The 20758-nt window shown below is 66.4% G+C and carries 15 protein-coding genes; 1 reads left to right on the plus strand and 14 read right to left on the minus strand.

Annotated features, from left to right (window positions below):
- Positions 1-12: 12 nt before the first annotated feature.
- From GEV38_RS15685 to mdcA, 14 genes are all read right to left on the minus strand, one after another.
- A complete protein-coding gene (locus tag GEV38_RS15685) occupies positions 13-1497 on the minus strand; it encodes an ABC transporter substrate-binding protein (protein ID WP_224765912.1) in 1485 nt (494 codons plus the stop codon).
- A gap of 257 nt (positions 1498-1754) precedes the next feature.
- The gene (locus GEV38_RS15690; RefSeq protein WP_015270597.1) at positions 1755-2420 is read right to left on the minus strand and encodes an SCO family protein; all 666 of its coding nucleotides are present in this window, start codon (positions 2418-2420) and stop codon (positions 1755-1757) included.
- Positions 2417-3073, minus strand: a complete 657-nt coding sequence (locus GEV38_RS15695; protein ID WP_015270598.1) for an SCO family protein — start codon at positions 3071-3073, stop codon at positions 2417-2419. Before GEV38_RS15695 ends, GEV38_RS15690 begins: the two co-directional genes overlap by 4 nt.
- Positions 3070-5046 carry a YncE family protein gene (locus tag GEV38_RS15700; RefSeq protein ID WP_015270599.1) on the minus strand — a complete coding sequence of 659 codons (1977 nt, stop codon included), beginning with the start codon at positions 5044-5046 and terminating at the stop codon, positions 3070-3072. The genes GEV38_RS15695 and GEV38_RS15700 overlap by 4 nt, the downstream gene beginning before the upstream one ends.
- Before the next feature lie 20 nt (positions 5047-5066).
- Positions 5067-10913: a manganese-oxidizing multicopper oxidase MnxG gene (gene mnxG / locus GEV38_RS15705; RefSeq protein ID WP_054572754.1), complete on the minus strand. Its 5847-nt coding sequence runs from the start codon at positions 10911-10913 to the stop codon at positions 5067-5069.
- A gap of 920 nt (positions 10914-11833) precedes the next feature.
- The gene (gene madM / locus GEV38_RS15710; RefSeq protein ID WP_024087229.1) at positions 11834-12598 is read right to left on the minus strand and encodes a malonate transporter subunit MadM; all 765 of its coding nucleotides are present in this window, start codon (positions 12596-12598) and stop codon (positions 11834-11836) included.
- A 2-nt stretch (positions 12599-12600) separates the two neighbouring features.
- Complete coding sequence (madL, locus tag GEV38_RS15715) at positions 12601-13023, minus strand: malonate transporter subunit MadL (RefSeq protein WP_003258591.1); 423 nt, start codon at positions 13021-13023, stop codon at positions 12601-12603.
- 192 nt (positions 13024-13215) lie between these two features.
- Positions 13216-14136, minus strand: coding sequence for a malonate decarboxylase subunit epsilon (gene mdcH, locus GEV38_RS15720; protein WP_054573516.1), 921 nt, complete (start codon positions 14134-14136; stop codon positions 13216-13218).
- Positions 14133-14747 carry a malonate decarboxylase holo-ACP synthase gene (locus GEV38_RS15725; RefSeq protein ID WP_054573517.1) on the minus strand — a complete coding sequence of 205 codons (615 nt, stop codon included), beginning with the start codon at positions 14745-14747 and terminating at the stop codon, positions 14133-14135. Before GEV38_RS15725 ends, mdcH begins: the two co-directional genes overlap by 4 nt.
- Position 14748: 1 nt before the next feature.
- The gene (gene mdcE, locus GEV38_RS15730) at positions 14749-15540 is read right to left on the minus strand and encodes a biotin-independent malonate decarboxylase subunit gamma (RefSeq protein ID WP_054573518.1); all 792 of its coding nucleotides are present in this window, start codon (positions 15538-15540) and stop codon (positions 14749-14751) included.
- Positions 15537-16385 carry a biotin-independent malonate decarboxylase subunit beta gene (locus GEV38_RS15735; RefSeq protein WP_054573519.1) on the minus strand — a complete coding sequence of 283 codons (849 nt, stop codon included), beginning with the start codon at positions 16383-16385 and terminating at the stop codon, positions 15537-15539. Before GEV38_RS15735 ends, mdcE begins: the two co-directional genes overlap by 4 nt.
- On the minus strand, positions 16378-16677 hold the full coding sequence (locus tag GEV38_RS15740; RefSeq protein ID WP_015270607.1) for a malonate decarboxylase subunit delta: 300 nt from the start codon (positions 16675-16677) through the stop codon (positions 16378-16380). Before GEV38_RS15740 ends, GEV38_RS15735 begins: the two co-directional genes overlap by 8 nt.
- A gap of 1 nt (position 16678) precedes the next feature.
- Positions 16679-17623, minus strand: coding sequence for a triphosphoribosyl-dephospho-CoA synthase (locus tag GEV38_RS15745; RefSeq protein WP_043935669.1), 945 nt, complete (start codon positions 17621-17623; stop codon positions 16679-16681).
- Entirely contained in the window at positions 17623-19284 is a 1662-nt protein-coding gene (gene mdcA / locus GEV38_RS15750; RefSeq protein WP_054573520.1) for a malonate decarboxylase subunit alpha, read from the minus strand. The genes GEV38_RS15745 and mdcA overlap by 1 nt, the downstream gene beginning before the upstream one ends.
- Positions 19285-19678: 394 nt before the next feature.
- Between mdcA and GEV38_RS15755 the strand changes: the two genes are divergently transcribed.
- Positions 19679-20749 carry an enoyl-CoA hydratase/isomerase family protein gene (locus tag GEV38_RS15755; protein ID WP_015270610.1) on the plus strand — a complete coding sequence of 357 codons (1071 nt, stop codon included), beginning with the start codon at positions 19679-19681 and terminating at the stop codon, positions 20747-20749.
- The last annotated feature ends 9 nt before the right edge of the window (positions 20750-20758 follow it).

A 20758-nucleotide genomic window follows, 5' to 3' on the forward strand; every position in this document is an offset into this window, starting at 1 on the left:
GGCAACCTCCGCTCAAGGGCTGTCCGGCAGTGGCCGGTATGGGGTGACCGCGGTGAAGCGCGGCCCGGGCAGGGCCACCGCCACCACATGGGCACCGGCCATGCCCTGGCGGCGACCGGGGCCGAAGCCCAGGGCCGGGGTCAGGCCGGTGGACACATCATGCAGGCCTTCCAGCGCGGCAATCAGCTGCTCGCGGCTGGTGTCGCGGCCTGTCTGCTTCAACGCTTCACTCAGCAGGCGCAGCGCGCACAGGGTGTTGACCTGCAACGACGCCTGGCGAGGGTCGAGGCCCTGACGCTGCTGCAGGCCGGCCAGAATCGCCTGGCCCTGTTCGGTCCAGTCCCCAGGCACGTAGGGATAAGCCAGGAACACCCGTTGCGACCAAAACTCGGGCAAGCGCGCCACGGCGCCGGTCACCTGGCTGGAGGCGGCAAACAGGTATGGCTGGCGGCCGGCTGACTGCAGCGCCGAAGCCAGTTCGGCAAAGGCCTGGGCACGGCCGAGGAAGACAATGCCCTGCCCGTCCACGGCCTGGCCAGCAAAGGCCTGGGCCGCAGGTGGTGACCAGCCCTGCTGCTGAAGGCGTTCGCGCACCTGTTCGGCCAACGCCGCTTGTTCATTGCCGGCATACACCACACGCAGGTCGTTGGCAGCCAGCCCCAGTGCCGCGCGGGCGTGGCCGGCCAGGCTCAGCAATTGCGCGGGCAAGCCGGGCAACGGGTCGAAAATCTGTGGGCTGCCGCCGCTGCGTGGGGTGCTGCCGATCAGCGGTACATTGTGGGGCGCCAGCAAGGTTGCCAGGCGCTGGTCGAGCATGGGTGCCAATGGCGCGATCAGGGCGAACACCTGCTCCTGCTCCAGCAACTGCTTCAGCGCCCGTTCGGCGCTGGCCGGGTCGGATCCCGGGTCGAGCACCACCAGCTCCAGGCGTCGCCCGTGGATGCCACCCTGCTGGTTGAGTTGCGTCAGGCCGTCTTCCAGCACCGCACGCACCACCTGCCCGGCCTCGGTCAGCGGGCCGGATGCCGGCAGCAAGGTCCCCAGGCGCAGCACGCCCTCCTCCACGCCGGGGTCGCGCTCCTGGGCCAGGCGCTTGAGGTAGGCCGTGAGGTTGCGCTGGTCGGCCAAGGTGAGTTCGAAGCGCGGCATGGCCGGGTCCAGGCGATTGCCTGCCGGGTCGACGCCGTGCCGAATCGCCCGGGCCAGGCTGCTGTCGGTGTAGGCCGGATAGCGGCGGCCGTTGACCTCGCGTTCGCCCTGGCCTTGCGCCAGGCGCTGCCAGTCGAGGCTGGGCGGGCGTACGCCCCCTTCGGCACGGCCGCGGCCATCGTTGCCGTGGCAGCTGGCGCAGGGCAGCACGCTGGCGGGGACAGTCATGTCGCTGGCGCCGACACGGGCTTGCAGCTGTGCGTTGCTGCTGGAGACGCCCTGGCGGTAGAGGTGTTTGCCGGCTTGTTCATGTTCGGTCAGGTCCAGGGCGAGTGCACCGCTGCACATGGCAATGCCTAATGCGAATGCCAGATAGCGCAGCACTGCTTCAATACGGACGCGAATCCCTGTAGGAGCGGCCTTGTGTCGCGATCGGGCGCGCAGCGGCCGCAGGACCGGCGAATGTGTTTCATCAGGTACTCCGGGTATGCCGGTTTTACGGCCGCTGCGCGCCCGATCGCGACACAAGGCCGCTCCTACAGGGATTCGCGCCGGGATTCGCGCCAAATTTGGCGTGGGCATTGGCGAAGTACTGCGCATGATACTCACCGCCCTGCCAAAGGCAGTGCCAGCAGCTGCATGCGCTGGGCAATCGCCGCCGGCGGTGCATCCGGGCGGATCTTGCTCCAGCGCTTGCCGGCCACATCGCCGGCAATCAGCTGTGTCGAATGCTGCTCGGGGCTGGGCAGGAACTGGCCGATGCGGCCGAGCACCAAATCGACATTGGCCTTGTCACCGGTCAGGAACAACCAGTTGGGCCCATCCACGCCCTGCTTCCCGGCAAACGCCTTGAGCACTTCGGGGGTGTCATTGAGCGGGTCGCTGCTGATCGACACGAAGGTCACCTGGCTGGCCAGCTGCGGCCCCATGGTCTCGCGCACTTCGCGCAACTTGCGGGTAATCAGCGGGCAGGCGTCGGTGCAATGGGTGAAGATCACGTTGAGCATCACCACCTTGTCCTTGAGCACATCGCTGTAGAAGCGCAGCTCGCGGCCATTCTGGTCCTTGAGCACAGTGTCGGTGAACCAGGCCTGGGCATCGCGGGTACCGCCGCCACTGGTCATCGCCTGCGGTGCCGGCTGCGGTGCTGGCGCCTGCGGGGCATGGCCTTCATGGGCGAACGCCACCGAGGCGAGGATCCACAGGCAGCCACCCAGCATCAGCCAGTCAAAACCGCGCATGCCTGCGCGGCGGGAGCTTACCAGGCTCATGGTTGCACCTCGTGATGGTCGGCAATCGCCGTGCTCTTGGCATGCACCCGGCGGGCGCCGAGGCGGTTGATTTCGTCGATCAGCACTGCCGGGTCGGTGAAGCCGTAGTAGCGCGTCCAGTGGCCGGTGCGCCCGTCCCCCACCAGGATCAGTGGCGGGTGCTGGCTGAGGTCGGCGCTGAAGCTGCCCAGGCCCTTGAGGGTTTCGCTGATGGCATATGGCGTGCCGGTCAGCCAGCTCCAGCCCGGCCCCTTCTGGAAAGCCTTGGCGTAATCCTGCAGGCGCTTGGCGTCGTCACGTTGCGGGTCGACGCTGATCGATACCAGGTGAATGTCTTGCCCTACCCGGCCACCCAGTTGCTGCTGGACCTTGCCCATGATCGACGACACCACCGGGCACACCGTGGTGCAGCTGGTGTAGATAAAGCCCATGACCACCAGGTGGTCGCCAACCAGGTCTTTTTCCAGGCGTACCGGCATGCCGTCCTGGTTCAGCAGCGAGACATCGGCAAAGCGCACACTGGCCTTTTCCTGGCGCGCCGCCGGCGGCTGTTCGGCGTGGCCGTTGTGGTCGTGGCCGCCATGGGCCAGGGCCAGGTTGCCGGCAAAAGCCAGGCTCAGGGCCAACAATGTGCAAGCATGCTTGGCGTTCATCGCAGATTCCTCACGTCATTATCGGAAACGGTGGACGTTGCGGCCGGCAGCACGCGCAGGCTGGTGTAGTTTTCTTCGGCGAACTTGCGCCCCAGCGACGGCGACTGCACGTGCAGGTACCAGGCACCAGCTTCGGGCAGGCTCAGCGCTGCCTGATAGATGCCCTCGCCCACCTCCTCCAGCTGCAGGTTGCGTGGCATCGACGAAGGCGCCAGGAAGTAGCGCAGGCTCAGGTCGCTCAGGCCCAGGCGCGGCAGGCCGTCGTCGCCGACGATGCGCACCCGTGCGGTCACAGCGCTGTGCTGCGACAACGGCCGGTCCAGGCCGATGAACTCGGCATGCGCACCCTTGCGCTTGCCGGCATTCGGCGCTGCGACCACATCGGTGCTGAAGCAGTGGATGATCTGCGGCTGGTTGAGCAAAAAGGCCACGTCGAACTTGCCAGCGGCGGGCATCTTCACCGTCGAGCCATACACGCCCGGCGCCAGTTCGCGCAGGCTGCGGTCGACGACGATGGCGGCACGGGCCTGGTGGCCACGGTTGTTGTAGCCGGACATCGGTGCGTTCATGCCTTCGGCGTAGAAGTAGGTGGTGTTGTCCACCGGGTTGACCACGAACACCGAATTGTCATCGCGCGACACCGACAGCCCCTGAGCCAGCGGCAGGTCGCCAGCCTGGCGTGGCGCCGCCGGGCCGGCCTCGAAGCCCTGGATGATCGGCGAACGCCCTTCGCCCAGGCTGGCCAGGTTGATCATGCTCACCTTCGGTGAAGCCAGGCCGCGCACGTAGGCATAGCCCTTGGTGAAAGTCAGCTGATACGGTTCGGCCGCCACCGGGATCCGGTGGATCAGCTTGTCGGTACTGGCGTCGATCACCAGGGCCTGGTTCTCCAGGGTGTTGAGCACGATGCCATAGCGGCCATCGCTGCTGAAACGCATTGGCCCCAGGCCCTGCTCGGCCTGGACCGTGTGGCGTAGCTGGTGGTTGCGGGCATCAAACACGCGCACGCTGCCCTCCTCGCCATCGACCACGTACACCGCCTGGGACAACGCCGAATAGCTGACCGACAGCGGGTGCGGGCCAACCTTGATGGTCTTGGCCAGGCGCATTTCCGGGATGTCGATCACGCTCAGGGTGCCGCTGTCGCGGTTGCTGACATAGGCGTAGCGGGAGTCACCACTGAAGGCGATTTCGTGGTGGCCGCCGCCGGTGTTGAAGGTTTTCAGGGTGTTGCGCCCCGGTACGTCTATCACCGTTACCCCGCCCTTGGCCGGGTCGCTGCTGTTGTTGCCTACCCAAAGCCGGTGCTGGTCCGGTTGCAGGGCCACGCGCAGCGGTTGGTCGCCAGCGTCCAGGTCGGCCACGCGGGTGAAGGTCTCGGTGTCGATCACCGAGACCTTGCCGCGCTCGGGAATGGACACGAACACCTGCCTGTCGTCAGCGGTGGCTACCCAGTCCATGGGCCGCCCAGGCAGGTCGATGCGGGCCATGGTGCTGGTCACGCCGCCCACCGATACGGTCGGGTCGATCACCGTCAGGCTGGCGTCCTTGTTCATCATCAACAGGAAGTAACTGTTCAGGTCGAGCAAAGGCCGCGCGCCAATGCTGCTTTTGAGGAACAGCGCGACACGGGCCTTGCAGCTCTGGTCGCGGTCGCCCTCCGGGGCCGACTGCGTCGGGTCGAGCCACGCCCCCGGGGCCATGCCCGACAGCGGTTGGCCACTGGCCTGGTCGCTGACCTTGAAACGGATGTTGGCGAAGCTGCCCTCCTGCAGCTGATCCCCCGCCAGCGGCCGGGCCTCGAACTCCACGGTCACACCGTCGCGGCTGAGCCGGTGCGGGGCCTGCGGGTCGGCAGAGCCCTGCAAATACTCGCGCGGATCGCACCACAGGCTTTCATAGGCCACGCCCAGACCGATCAGCGCTGCCCCCAGTGCTACCCCCATGCATGCAAGGCGGGTCTTCTTGTTCATTTTCGCGCCCCCATTTACCGTCACTGCGCCGGTGCCGTTGCCGGCGGCGCTTCATTGGTCACCCGCAAGATCCCCCACAGCCCCGAGAGGTTGCCGTAGGCGGCGTAGTCGCGGAACAGGTAGTCACCCGCCACCGCGTTGGCGCCGCCGGCACTGGGCAGCATGAAGCTGAAGTGCGCAGCCGGCAGCACGCTTTCCTGGGCACCGATGTACATGGCCATCGGGTTGTAGCCGAAGCGCACCGAGCCGATGCCGGGCTGCCACATCGGGTAGCCGTACTCGTCGCTCTTCTCGGCCTGGTAGTTGTGCAGCGGCCACAAGTGGCCATCCAGCTGGTAGACCATGCCGCGGCTGCCGCCACTGGGCATCACGATATGGTTGCGCACTGGCTGGCCGGGCTTGGCGTACAGCACCGGGGTTTGCGGGTCGCCGCCGACCAGGGCGTTGGCGTAGGCCATGTGGGCATTGGGCACATCGCCAAAGCCCAGGCCACCGGCGCGGCCGAAGGGTGAGTCGGGGGCCATGCCGAAGCGCAGCCACAGGGGTTCGGTCTTGTAGTTGACCGCCATGTTGCCGTTGTCCTGCGGGTCGCCGGCGGCGCCGTTGCCTTCGGTATTGATGCCCTCCACCGGGCGGCCGTCGGCCCAGCGCATGTTCAGCGCACGCTGCCAGACCGTGACGAAGTCGCGGTAGTCGGGCTGGCCGGTGACCTTGACCGTGGCCTGGGCCCGTGTTGCGGTGTCCTCGGTCCAGGTGGCTGTCTGTGGCAGGATGCTCATGGCACCCACCAGGCCTTTCTGCGGCTGCTTGATGAAGTCTGACGGGGTCAGGTTGAGGCCGCCGAACTCGATGGCCGTGGTGTTGATGTTGTCCACCGTGCGGCCCAGCTGCGACACCGGCTTGCCTTCACGCTCCAGGTGGCCGGCATAGTACTGGTAGGTACGGGTCGGCCAGGCGCCACTGGTGCCGGCACGCGGGGCTACGGTCTGCACCGGGTTGAGGCCGACGTTGGCGCCATCGGACTTGGTGATGTCGTAGGCCAGCAGCTGGGCATGCAGGCCCACGTGGCTGGACGGCCGCATCAGGTTGTTGGCAAAGGCGGTGGCACCCTCGCTGTCGAAGCGGTCACGCTTGACCACGTTGTGCATCACCGCAGTGCTGGGCAGGTCCGGCATCACCAGCGGCAGGCGGTTTTCCAGGGTGATGCTGATGCACTCGCCGGCATTGGCGCGCAGCACCAGTGGCTCCACGGGCACGCCCGCCTTGAGCTTGCCGGTGGTGGCGTCCAGGTCGGCCTTGCGCACGTACAGGATCGCGGTCGGGTCGTGCAGCGGCGCGCTGTGGCCACCGATGGTGAAGGGTTCCCCATCTTCGGGGTCTACCCCACTGACCAGCGGAATGGTGGTCTTGCGGCTGTTGAACACCAGGGTGCCGCCATTGGCCTTGAGCGGGCCGCCGACATGCTGGCCGACACCGGCCGGGTCATTGATGCTGACGCCGTTGCGGTTCTCGAGAATGTCGTTGGCCAGTGCCGCGACGATTTCGTAGCTGCGCTTGACCGTGGGACGGCTGCCGATGCCATTGGGGTTGGCCGTGGTTTTCGGGCAGATGCCGTCGAAGTTGACGGTGTTGCGCATGGCCACCGGCTGCGGGTTGTTGGGCAGCGGGAACAGGTCGGCACGCTGCGCGGTGTAGTTGCGCATGATGCCCCAGATGCCGTTCCAGTAGCCCTCCAGGGCCGCATCCAGGGAATACAGGTAGTCACCGTTGGTGGCCGCCGAACTGGAGATCATCGACACCGGCGCCATGAAGCCCAATTGCTCGGAAATACCGATCATCTGCGATGACTTCCAGCCCGAGTTGGAGCTGTTGCCGTAGCCGGTGCCGTTCTGCAGCCACTTCACGCCATGCAAGGTGACGTTGTGCTCCTCTTCATGGCCACCGGCGTGCATGCGCAGGCGTACGTTGTCACCGGAGTAGGTGCGCAGCATCGGGGTGAACGGGTCGCCCGGTTCGCTGCCGGCCGCGTTGATGTGCGGCGGGAACAGCGTGGTGCCGCCGGTGGGGCCCACGGCCGAAGTAATCGCCGACGGAGCCAGGTTCATGGCCGGAATCGCCCGGTCGGTACGGGTTTGCAAGGCATAGCTGAGGTCGCCGGCCAGGCCGTCGGCCTGCATGCCACGCTTGCCGTCCGGGCCGACCTTGTTCGGGTCGTACACACGCAGGGCCAGGGGCTCGTTGCGGTAGTTGACGACGAACATGCCCGGGTCATCCACCGAGATTGCCTGCGGGCAGGGCCGGCTTGGGCAGCCCGGGTTGATGCCGCCGCGTTCCTCGACGATGGCCTCCAGCAGGTTCGACGCCTTGCCGCGCACCGGCGGGTTGATGGCGTAGCGGAAGCTGTCGGCGGTGGCCGGGTACGACTGGGCATTGGGGATGCCGTCCGGCCCGGCGCCGACGTACACACCGGCCTCGTAGGCGTGCTGGAAGTCGCTGTATTCCAGGAAGAACTCGCGGTAGCTGTCGTTCTTGCCGTCGCCATCGTGGTCACCGGTCTGGATCACCGCCTGCCACGAGGTCGGGCCACCGTCCTGGCGCGTGGCCGGGTTGTACAGCTTCTCGCCGGTTTCGGCGTGGTACCAGGTGGAGTTGGCCGGTTCGGCCAGTACGGTGGCATACAGCCCAAGCTGCTGGTGGGTCGATGGGCCGAGGTGGTCGTGGGTGAAGATGGTGCCCAGGCCACGGTCGACGTTGTACACGTTCACCAGCGGGTCGGCGAACCAGCGCTGCATGGCCGTGCGTGCGCCCAGCCAGTCGGCCCGGCCGAAGCGGCCGAAGTATGGGTGCTGCCGGGCTTGCGGGCAGGCGGCGGTGCCGTCGCGGCTATCGCCTTGGGTGCAGCCGTTGTAGGCGCGAATGGCCTGCACCCGCTCGACCACGCTGCCGGGCGAGAGGATGCCGTCTTCGTAGTTCCAGCCGTTGGCCGAGCCGTCGGCGGCGGTCAGGTCCCACTTGGGCAGGTGGATGTGCTGGCCGATCACGTCGGTCGGGGTGCGCACCTGGTAATCGTCCATCTCGTAGATGTTCGGGATCAGGTTGGTGTGCTGGTACATGGTGCAGTCGAAGGTGTTCATGCGCATCACCAGTGGCTCTGGCGGGCGCTGCTTGGTAATCACCGGCCAGGCGTCCTCCCACAGGGCGATGATGCGGGCCTGCGGGAAGTGGTAGCCGACCTTGTTGTACACCGCGTCGAACTGGATGTTGGCGCCCTTGTAGATGCGTGGGTGGTCGGCGGTGAAGGCCGAGGAGCCCCGGAAGTTCAGGCCCGAAAGGCTTTCGCCGCTGAAGTACTCGCCTACCCCGGAAGATTGGGTCAGGCGTTTGCCCCGGTCATCCATGCACGGCTCGTAGAACGGCGCGCCGGCAGTCGGCAAGGCGCCATTGGTGCGGAACGCCTTGGCCACCGGCTGGCTGCCGGGGATCAGGGCAAAGCTTTGGTGTTCGGCCTGGGCATGGAACTGCATGGCCGCCTGCTCGACATCGGTACCCTCTTCCGGCAGGTAGATGGGCTTGGCCTTGTGTACCACCTTGGTGAAATCGAGCTTGGTGGTGGTGGTTTCGGCCTCGCCGCCGGCAGATACGCCGTCCAGCGCGTGGCGCCCCAGGCCGCCATCCCAGCCATCGACCTGGTTCGGGTCAAGGTTGGCCCACAGCGCCTTGCCGCTTTCCTTGAGCTGGCGTGCCATGGCCGGGTCGAGCATGTCCAGTGGCGGGGTTGGTGGGCGGTTGCCCACGCTGCTTTCCATGCCGCCGATCCAGAACGGATAGCCAGGGTTTTTCAAGGTGCCGTCGGCGTTGCGGTTGGCGTCACTGCGGTCGACCAGCGCCAGCGAGCCGATGGCCTTGCGAACCGGCTCCCGGTTGGCTGGTTCTTCATCCTCTTCTTCTTCGGGCTCGTCGTCGTCATTGGCGGCAACCAGCTCTTCGGACAGCTTCGGTACCACCACCACCTTGCCTGGCATCGGCGCCATGGCCTTGCCGGGCAGCGGCACGATGGCCGGGATCGGCGTACCCGCAACGATCTCGCCATCGGGCAAGGCCCGCGCGCCAACCGCCGGCTTGCCGCTGCGCAGGGCGAACGGGGTGCTGTGGAAGCCGTTCTCGCCCTGCCCGCTCACTTCCAGGCGGGTGCCTTCCTCGAACACGTCGTGCACCCGCCACATGGCCCACATGCCCTGGGCGAAGTGCGGGTAGAAGTGGCAATGGTAAATGGCATCGCCCGCCACCCGGTTGCGGTTGCCCGCACCGCCGTTGGCGATTTCGTAGGTGTAGCCGACCCCCGCGCCGATGCCCTGGGCATCGATGTAGTCGGAATTGTCGTCATTGGGGTTGAACAGCCACTGGTGGCCGTGCAGGTGGAAGATGTGCTGTTCATGGCCGTTGTGGGTGTTGCGGAACTTGGTGAAGTCACCAATGTAGCTGTGGTGCACGTTGGCCGGTTCCGCCGGGAACAGGGCCATGCTGGCCTTGACCCCGACGGCGCTGGCCGGTGGCACCTCGCCAGGGCGAATGTGCTCCAGGCCGACGTTGGCCGGCACGTCCACCAGGGTACCGACGTCACCGACAGTGTGCGCACTGAGGAAGAACTCCTCATAGGCGCACGACAGGCAGTCGTGCATCGGCCCCACGCCCAGGCGGTTGGCCACCACTTCCGCGCCCATGCCACCGGAACCGTAGTTGATCATGAACGAGTCGCGGGTGGGTTCCAGTACATGGCCCATCACCGGGTCGGCCCAGTAGCCAGGGAACGCCTGGGTGCCGGCGACCTCGTCGGCGAACTGCGAGGCGAAGTCACGGAACGCCTCCAGGCGGTTGGGCAACGCCGGGTTGCGCTTGCCCAGGCTTTCCAGCGGGTAGGTGGATTTGGGGAAGCTGCCATCGGGGTTGGGGCCCATGACGATGGCATCGGTTTCGCTGTTGATGATCTGGTTGCCGTCGACCATGGCAATGATCGGCTTGCCGGCCTTGCCTTCGGCGATCCAGGGTTGCATTTGCGGGTAGCGGGCTTCGTAGTCGATCACCGGCTGGCCGGTGGCGGTACGGCCGGTGGCGGCCAGGCGCATTTCTTCTTCGGTGAGGGTATTGCGGTAGGCGCGGCCGAGTTTGGGCACTACCACTACCTGGCCGAACAGGCCGTTGGCAACGTTGCCCGCAGTGCCCTCGCCGCCGAAGGTGGCGGCTTTGCTGGTGGCGGCGAAAGCGCCTTCGCGTTCGGCGTACAAGGTATAGCTGCGGGTGCTGCCGGGGCTGACGAAGAAGTTGCCGTTACGCCCGGTGTAGGCCGAAATGTCGGCGATGCTGTTGACCGCCTGCATGCCGTTGACCTGGAAGCCGACCATGCGTTCGGCCACTTGTTCATCGGCGACGAAGCCTTCGGCGGCTTCATTTTCGAGCTCCGGCCCCTCCTCTTCGCCCTCAGGCTCTTCGGCCTCGATGCCGTCCTTGTTGGGGTTGGCCTTGTAGTCGAGCAGGTTGGTCAGGTTGACGGTAAGGCATTCACCGGCGGCCACCCGCAGCACGATGGGCCGCGGGCGCTTGTCCGGGCGCAGGGTGACCTTGCCCGGTACCGCCGCCCCGCCGCTGCTGAGGGGGACCATCTTGTCGTCCACCACATCCTCGCGCAGGGCGAACATCATGCCGTTGGCGTTTTGCGCGCCAAGGCGGTTGAACATCAGTGGCTGGTCCAGCGCCACAACGTTGGCGACCAGGGTGCGCTGGCACTGCACGGCGGCTTCGCTGGTCGACTCCCAGCCGAGCAAGGCCAGAACGAGTGATGACAGGATGGGGCCTTTGAGTGGCATGGACATGCTGCACCTCCGGGACACAAGATCTCTGCGTGGAGCTGGAGCAAGGTGTATGCCAGGAGCGGATTGCTTTAATTTTCAGTTGGTTGCAGCGGCAAACGAAACAGATTGGGGAGGATTCCCCAGCGGCTTTCCCCGAAACGGGGGGTGGGTTGCGGGTGTTCATCACGAGGTTTTTAGCGGCTGTAAGACATTTCTGAACATGAAACCAAATACTCCAGAAACGACCCGCTTGGGAATTATCCTACGCGCGCTGCCGAACTATCGCTGTTGTCGGGGAAACACCTCACGGATAACGTTTTCGGGTCGCTCCGGCGACCGGGTGTGAGAACCCGACGGGTAGATTTGGTAACACCGTCATGGTGGCCGTACGTGGGCAGGCTTTTGCCTGGCCGAGTCTTTACCAATTCTCCTCGGTTTCTCACCCCACGTATGGCTGCCACCTTCAATCCGTGAGATGAACGAAGTTGAGCTGACCAAGAATACCTTGCGCTAAAGCTCAGGGTTCTGCCTGTGCTGGCCTCATCGCCGGCAAGCCAGCTCCCACAGGTACAGCATTGCTTTCGAGGTTATCGCTGTACCTGTGGGAGCGGCCTTGTGTCGCGAAAGGGCCGCAACGCGGCCCCAGGGTTGATGCGCAACAGTTAAAATTGCTGGGGCTGCTTTGCAGCCCTTTCGCGACACAAGGCCGCTCCCACACAGATCGCGCCACCTTTTGGAATTTGAGCAAGACAGTTGCTCCCAAGTACTGCGCATGGCTTGAAACCGATGCGGTCGGTGTAGGAGCGGCCTTGTGTCGCGATGGGGCGCGCAGCGGCCCCAGGATCTTGGCTGCGATGCGGATATCGCTGGGGCCGCGTTGCGGCCCGATCGCGACACAAGGCCGCTCCTACAAGGGGTCTGCGCAGTCCAGGGGATTGATGTCACCCAACCAGGGCGCGTACGCAGAAGTACAGGATCGACGGGCCCATCAGGCAGCCCAACCCGGTATGGAAGGTGGCTGTCAGTGCCCCGTACGGCACCAGGCGCCGGTCGGTCGCCGCCAGCCCGGCCGTCACCCCCGACACCGTCCCCGCCAACCCGCCGAACACCATCGCCGAACGTGGGTTGTCCAGCGCCAGCAGGCGCGCTGATACCGGGGTAAACACCATCACCAGGATCGCCTTGATCAGCCCGGTAGCAATCGACAGCGCCATCACGTCCGAGCTGGCCCCCAGCGCCGCCCCGGTCACCGGCCCGACGATATAGGTCACCGCACCCGCACCGATGGTGGTCATGCTCACCGCATCACGGTAACCGAAGGCGTAGGCCACCGCAGCGCCGACAATGAACGGCAGCACCGTGCCGAGCAGCAGCGCCACCGCGCCGATCATCCCGGCCCTGCGCGCCTCGGTGGCCTGCACTTCGAAGGCCGTGGCGACAATGGCGAAGTCGCGTAGCATGGCCCCGCCCATCAGGCCGATGCCGGAGAACAGCGCCATGTCGGCCAGGCCTTTCTGGCCACCGGTAATGGTGCCGCCGACCCAGGCCAGCACCAGGCCGATGACGATGGCGATGGCCGAGCCGTGCACGCGGCCGAAGGTCAGGTACTTCGACAGCACCACCGACAACCACATGATCGCGCCCACCACCGCAAAGGCAGTGATCAAACCGTTATGTTCCAGGGCATTGTCAATGATCGGCCACATGATCAACGCCCTCCTGCAGGGGCGGCCTGCACATTGCTTTCGGGGCCGGCCTCCACTGCCGGCAGGGGTTCGCCGCGGTGGCTGCGGCTGATCAGGGCAATGGTCGCACCGCACACCAGTACCGCACCCACTGCCGCCAGCAGCGCCACCGGCCCGCCGTGCAGGGCGGTGACCACGTTCTGCTGGGCGGCCATGGCCACCACCACGGGGATATACATGGCGCCCCAGAAGCCCACGCCGAACTCGCATTCCTTGCTCATGCCGCCGTTGCGGTGCATGTACAGGCGTGCGCAGATCAGCAGGATCATGGCGATGCCGACCCCGCCCACATTGGATTTGACGCCCAGCAGCACGCCCAGGAAGTCGCCGACGATGACGCCGGCAAGCGTGCAGACCGCCAGCAGTGCCACACCATAGATGATCATTGTTGTTGTCCTCAGGTAGTGTCGAAGTTGCTTGTTGTTGTTCTTCGTAAACACACTTTTGTGCAGCTTTCGCGGTCATTGTGGGAGCGGGCGTGCCCGCGAACACGGGCAAAGCCCGTGCCATTCACCGAGGTGCCTGCTTCGCGGGCACGCCCGCTCCCACTGGGATCACCATCCTCCGCGGTGTTGCCATCATCGTTCGTCGGCCACCTCCTGGCGCAGTAGCGCATCCAGGGTGTCCCAGCGGGTGCCTTCAACAGCAACCACCCTGCCCTGTTCGAACACCGGCCGGGCCAGCCCGCCGAGCACGTTGCCGGGCGGCGATTCCAGGTGCAGGCGCACACCACGCTCATAGGCGTTGCGCAACGTAGCACGCCAGTCGATCACCCGCGCCATGTTGCCGGCCAGGTCGTCGCGCAGACGCTGTGGGTCGAATATCGGCCGAGCGCTGCTGCCGCTGAGGTAGGTGATACGCGGTCGCTGCAGCTCGACCGTGGCGAAGGCACTGGCCAGTTCGGCCGCCGGGCCATCCAGCAACGGGCAATGCGACGGCACGCTGACCGCCAGGCGCCGGGCCACGCCCTGGCCCAGCCGGCGTGCCTTGGCGGCAACCGCAGCCATCGCGCCATCGCTACCGGCGATGACGATCTGGTTGTCGCTGTTGAGGTTGGCGACATACACCTCGCCGCCCGCATCGCTCAGCAAGCGTTCGACACAGGCCAGGTCCAGGCCGCTGAGTGCGGTCATGCCGTAGCCTTGCGGATAGGCGCGCTGCATCAGTTCGCCACGCAGGGCAACCAGGCGCACGGCATCGGCAAAGCCCAGGGCGCCCGCCGTGACCGCCGCCGGGTAGGCGCCAATCGACAAGCCCGCCACGTAATCCGGCGCGGGGCTGCGCTGCATCAGCCAGCGCGCCCAGGCCACGCCAGCCAGCAGCAGGCACAGCTGCACGGCACGGGTCGTCTGCAGGGCCTGCTGGCTGTCCAGCGCCAGGGCCTGCTCGCCGAGGGTGTCACTGGCCTCTTCCAGCAATTGCCCGGCACCCTCAGGCAGGCGCTGCAGCATGCCCACCTGCTGGGCGCCCTGGCCGGGGAAGGCGAACAGGCTGCTCATGCTGCACGCTCCATCGCTGCCCATGAGTCGCTGACCAGGCGTGGGCCATGGGCCGACTTGAGCAGCACGCGGCGGGCGAAGCCGGCCCACTCACGCAGAGCGACAGCACCCGCCGGGGTTTCCAGCTGCAGGTCGATACGACAAGGCGCGCAATCGAGGATATCCAGCAGCTCACGCGCCTGCGCCCTGCCCAGCGGTTGTGGCGTACGCAGCAGCAAGTCCAGGTCGCTGTCGGCGTGTACCACCTCCATACCGGTCGCGATCTGGTACCCCACCCCACCTGTCGGCCCCCAGGCCAGGCCGCTGGCATCCAGTACCGGGGCGACCGAGGCCAGGGCCTGCAATGCAGGCCAAGGGCTTTCAGCTTGCCAGCGCAGCGCTTCGGGGCCTTGCTGACACTGGATATCGGCCAGCCGCATCAGTACACCCGACCGCTGCGCCCTGCCCTGGCCACGCAGCCCCACCGCCACCCAGCCGTCCGCACAAGTGGCACGGCGCACCACCACCGGCTGGCCGCTCAGCAGCACATCCTGCGCCCACCGCGGCGCATCAGCAGGCAGGCACGATACGGGCATGCCCCAGAGCAGGTCGTGCGGCCTTGGCGCGTTCATCTCAAGCGCCCTGCCACTGGCGGCGCAGATGTTCGCGCACCTGGCGCGAGGCGCTGCGGTTTTCGCCCCCCAGCCGCGACGACAGGTCGCTCGAGCTGCCGATGTCGCGCACTGCATCTGCCAGGCAGGCACGTACCTGGGCGATGTCGGCACTGCTCGGAGTCTCGGCGCTGCCCACCGTCAGGCGGCGCCACAGCAGGCCCAGCGAGGCGTAGCTGGCCAGGTCATAGGCCATCGGCGGCACCTCGGCGGCCAGGGCTTCCAGTTGCTCGACGCTGCGCAGGGTGATGCGCGCCGCCGCCGCCTTGCCCATGGCGTGCACCATGACCCCGGCATCGTCCAGGGCTATCAGGCGCTGGGCCTGGTAACCGTGGGCCAGGAAGGCACCAGACATGGCCTTGCCGACCAGCAGGCCGATCACCGGGTGCCCGGCCAGCCGCGCCTGGGCATAGGCCTGTACCGCAGCGGCCAAAGCCTGGTGAATACCCAACGCCTCCTCACGGCGGCCATAGGCCTGGCTGGGCACGTCGATCACCGCGACGATGGCGCGCTTCTGGCCATGGCGGTCAGCCTCGACCGCTTCGCTCACGGCCTTGGCCAGCCCCCAGCCTTCCAGCAGGCCGACTTCGCCAGAGCGCGCCCGGGGGAACGGGTTGTCGGCGTCCGGCACCACGGCGATGAAACGCGCCAGGCGGTTGTCCAGTTCGCCATCGATTACCCGCAACGACGCGGGGTAGCCGGGCACGGCTTGCCCGCCGGCGAGGCCCGGCAGCCAGTTCAAGGCACGGTTCATTTGGCTTCTCCTTGGTACAGGTCACGCACGGCAGCGGCATCCAGTTGCGTGCAGTCATCGCCCAGCCGGGCCAGGCGTTCGAGGAACCAGGCGTGTTGACCGGCGCGATCCCTTGAAGGCTCGTCGAGCAATTGCAGCAAGCGTTCGCGCAAAGTCTCGATGTCATCGGCCACACAGGCATCGACCAGGCCGCTGGCGTGGCGCTGCTCGCCGCCGGTCAAGCTCCAGATGAAGGGACGGTCCTTGGCATCGTATTCACCGATGCCCGCTTCCTGCTCGATTACCTGCGGGCCGTTGAGGCCCACGCGGGCTTCGCGGGTGACCAGCAAGTGGCTGCACAGGCCGGCGGCGATGGACATGCCGCCGAAACAGCCGACCGAACCTGCGACCAGGCCGACCACCGGCTGCCAGGCGCACAGCTCGACAATCGCCGCCTGTATTTCGGCAATCGCCGCCAGACCCAAGTTGGCTTCCTGCAGGCGTACTCCGCCGGTTTCCAGCAGCAGCACGGCGCAGGTGGGGATGCCGTTGCGGTTGTCTTCGATGGCCAGCTCCAGCGCACCGGCGATCTTGGCACCACCCACCTCGCCCATGCTGCCGCCCTGGAAACTGCCTTCGATGGCAGCGACCACAGCGTTTCGCCCGTTCAGCAGGCCCTTGGCGATGACCACGCCATCATCGGCCTGCGGCACGATGCCCTGGCGCGGCAGCCACGGTGACATCAACCGGTCGAACGGGCCCAGCAGCTCACGGAAGCTGCCCGGGTCGAGCACGGCGCGGGCGCGCTGGCGGGCACCCAGTTCGACAAAGCTGCGGCTGTGCAGCAGGCGTGCGATATCAGTCATGGGCGATCTCCTCGAAGCCTTGCTCCAGGCGCAAGCGCACCACGCCTGGGGTGGCACCAAAATCATGGATGTCGATGTTGACGGCCGGCCAGGTGCGGCCTTCGAACAGGCGCTGGAACAGCTGCGCCCAGCGGGCAGCGCTGCCGTTGACCGAAGTCACCACCTTGATTTGCAGGCTGCCGGCGGTGCCGGGCTCGATCAGCACTTCAAGGTCGCCGGAGCTGACGCAGCCCACCAGCGTGCGGCCACGCCCAGGGGCGGCGGCGGGGAATTGAAAGGTCAGGGTTTCCATGTCACAGGCTCCCGGCTTTGTCGAGGAACAGGCAGGCGGCCAGCAGATCGGCGGCGCCGCCCGGTGAGGCATTCAGCTGAAGCAGGTGCTGGTCCAGCCGGCGCAGCTGCCGCCGCCCGGCCAGCGTGGCGCTGCCGCCTTCGCTCAGCACGGTACGGGCGCCGTGCTGGACGGCAGCCAGCCCGGTCGGGCCGCTGCGCCAGAGCACGCAGGTATCGTTGAGCACGGCCATGATCGCCAGCAGCGCGTCGAGCCGGGCGTGGGGCTCGCTGGCACCTGCGGCGCGGCTGCGCTGCAGCTGTGGCAGGCCGTGACCGATAACCGCCGGGAAGCCTTGTTGCGCCTGTTCGCGGGCGCCGCCAGTGCCATAGCGGCGGCGTACCTGCAGGCCATGGCTGTCCTGGGTGGTCATGGCGGGGTCGTCGAACAGTGCGATGCGCCCGGCACGGGCAGCCAGGGTGTTGGTATCGGCCTGGGTGTCGAGGGCCTTGGATGCTACCAGCAGGCCGAGGGCCCAGATTGCGCCGCGGTGGGTGTTGACCCCACCGGTCGCGGCCAGCATCGCCGCCTCGCCTTCGCGGCCGAGCTGGCCCAAGGTGGCGCGCAGGGGCTGGCCGAGGGTGCCGATGGCCTGGGCGGCTTCGGCCATGTTGCGCAAGCAAGGCCACAGGGCCAGGGCCGAGGCATGCATCAGGGCCAGGGTCATGTCGTGGTGGGCGCCATTGCCACGGCGGTCGACCAGGCCGGGTTTGGGGGACAGGTCGGCTTCGTCGATCAGGGCTTCCACGGCCAGGTCGGCCAGGTGGTCGGCCAGGGGTAATTCGGTTGCCTGTGCTGGCCTCTTCGCGGGCACGCCCGCTCCCACAGGGACCGCGCAATCTTCAAATGGATCACTATTCCTGTGCTCGCGAAGAATCCCACGCGGTTGCAAGTCGAGTGCTTTCATCACCAGCTCCTGAACCGTGCAGGCGGGTTGTAGAGGCCGCCGGACCATTCGACCAGGTCGGCGATGCTGCGCGCGGCCAGCAGTTCGCGGCTGGCGTCGGTGCGGCGGATGCCGAGGTCTTCGGGCAAGGCGACCAGGCCTTGCTGGCGCAGGCGCTGAGTGTCCTTGGGGTCGTGCCGCAGGCCGATGGCGGTAACCCCGGCCACGGCGGCGATCATCTGCTGGCGCTCTTCCAGGCTGCGGGCCTTGTACATGTAGGCAATGCCCTCCTCGGTCAGCAGGTGGGTAACGTCGTCGCCGTAGATCATCACCGGCGCCAGCGGCATGCCGGCTTTCCTGGCCACTTCCACGGCATCGAGGGTTTCCACGAAGGTGGGCTTGCCGCCTTCCTGGTAGGTCTCGACCATCTGCACCACCAGCTTGCGACCGCGTTCGAGCATTGTTTCCGGCACGGTCATGTCGAGCCAGGCCGGGGTCGCATGGCGCCGGCCACGGGGGTCGTGGCCCATGTTCGGGGCACCGCCGAAGCCGGCCAGGCGGCCGCGGGTCACGGTCGAGGAATGGCCATCGCCATCCACCTGCAGGGTGGCGCCAATGAACAGGTCGACGGCGTACTGCCCGGCCAGCTGGCACATCATGCGGTTGGAACGCAGCGAACCATCACGACCGGTGAAGAATACGTCCGGGCGCTGGGCGATGTAGTCCTCCATGCCCAGCTCGGTGCCGAAGCAGTGCACGCTTTCCACCCAGCCGGTCTCGATGGCCGGGATCAGTGTCGGGTGCGGGTTGAGTGTCCAGTTGCGGCAGATCTTGCCCTTCAGGCCCAGGGATTCGCCATAGGTGGGCAGGATCAGCTCGATGGCGGCGGTGTTGAAGCCAATGCCATGGTTCAGCGACTGCACCTGGTGCTTTTCGTAGATGCCGCGAATGGCCATCATCGCCATCAGCACATGCACCGGCTTGATATGGCGCGGGTCGCGGGTGAACAGCGGCTCTATATAGAAAGGCTGGTCGGCAACCACCACGAAATCGACCCAGGATGCCGGGATATCGACCCGTGGCAGGTCATCCACGCGGTCCACCAGCTGGTTGACCTGGGCAATGACGATGCCGTCGCTGAACGCAGCCGGCTCCACCAAGGCCGGGGTGTCTTCGGTGCTGGGGCCGGTGAACAGGTTGCCGTCGCGATCGGCCATGAAGCCAGCCACCAGGGTGACGTTGGGGATCAGGTCGACCAGCAGCCGCGAGTACAGCTCGATATAGGTGTGGATGGCACCGACTTCGAGCAGGCCGTCTTCCAGCAGTTGGCCAATGCGCAGGCTCTGCGGGCCGGCGAACGAGAAGTCGAGCTTGCGGGCGATGCCACGCTCGAACAGGTCCAGGTGCTCGGCCCGGCTGACGCTGGGCATGATCATGTGCAGGTCGTGCAGGCGGCCAGGGTCGACCTTGGCCAGCGCGCGGGAAAGGAAGTCGGCCTGCTTCTGGTTGTTGCCTTCGAGCACTACCCGGTCGCCGGGGGCCAGCAGCAGTTCCAGGGCTTCGACGATACGCTCGGTGGGCAGCACCACGCCGTCGGCGAGGTGGCGGACCCGGTCAAGGCGGCGCTGCTTTTCGGCGCGCCGCCGCGACCATTGCGGCGGTGGATTCTTGGTTGTTGTCATGGTGACTCCACGGGTTCGCTGTCGTGGGGGTCACCTTAGGGCTGGGGTGGTTGCGCATCAATCAAGCTCAGGCACTGATCGTTACGGTCAGGGTAACGATTTAGCATATGCGCTGTCGCTCATGGCCCTATCGCCGGCAAGCCAGCTCCCACAGGTACAGCGCAGGCCTTGAAAGTTGTGCGGTACCTGTGGGAGCTGGCTTGCCGGCGATAGGGCCAGCCCGGCCAACCTGAAACCTTGCTAGAGTGGCGTTATCGCCACACAAGACAAAAATGCAGAATCCCCCTGCAGATTTGTCGATTGTGCAAGGCAAATTCGCATGACAGGATCCTGCGATCCTCCAGCGAACTCCAGACTTCACTTGGAAAATCAATAACAAAGCAGGGAGAACGCAATGACTGCGCACGCTCATACCTCGGCAACCGACCATGTGCTGGCCGAGGTCCGCAACCAGATCGGCCATCTGACCCTGAACCGCCCCGCCGGCCTCAATGCCCTGACCCTGGACATGGTCCGCAGCCTGCGCCAGCACCTCGACCAGTGGGCCGAAGACCCGCACGTGCACGCCGTGGTACTGCGTGGCGAAGGCCCGAAAGGGTTCTGCGCCGGTGGCGATATCCGCTCGCTGCACGACAGTTTCAAGGCCGGCGAAACGCTGCATGAAACCTTCTTCGTCGAGGAATACGCCCTCGACCTGGCCATCCACCGCTACCGCAAGCCGGTGCTGGTGCTGATGGACGGCTTCACCCTCGGTGGCGGCATGGGCCTGGCCCAGGGCTGCGACCTGCGCGTGGTCACCGAACGCAGCCGCCTGGGCATGCCCGAAGTGGCAATCGGCTACTTCCCGGATGTGGGTGGCAGCTACTTCCTGTCGCGCCTCCCCGGTGAACTGGGCATCTACCTGGGCGTCAGCGGCAGCCAGATCCAGGCCGCCGATGCACTGTACTGCGGCCTGGCCGATTGGTACCTGGCCAGCGACCAGCTGGCAGCCCTCGACCAGGGCCTGGACCAGCTGCACTTCGGCGACCAGCCACTCAAGGACCTGCAGAACCTGCTGGCCAAGCTCGGCACCCAGGTGCTCGACGATGCGCCGCTGGAAAAACTGCGCCCGGTCATCGACCACTTCTTCGCCCTGCCCGACGTGCCTGCCATGGTCGAGCAACTGCGTGCCGTGAGCATTGGCGACAGCCACGCCTGGGCGGTAGCCACCGCCGACCAGCTGGAAAGCCGCTCGCCGCTGGCCATGGCGGTTACTCTGGAGATGCTGCGCCGGGGTCGCCACCTGAGCCTTGACGACTGCTTTGCCATGGAGCTGCACCTGGACCGCCAGTGGTTCCAGCACGGCGACATCATCGAAGGCGTGCGCGCGCTGATCATCGACAAGGACAAGCAGCCACGCTGGAACCCTCCGACCCTGGCCGCACTGCACCGCCAGCGGGTCGACCAATTCTTCGAAGGCCTGTGAGCCCGGGAG

This window comes from Pseudomonas sp. 13159349, from assembly GCF_013305685.1.
Classification (GTDB): Bacteria; Pseudomonadota; Gammaproteobacteria; order Pseudomonadales; family Pseudomonadaceae; genus Aquipseudomonas; species Aquipseudomonas asiatica.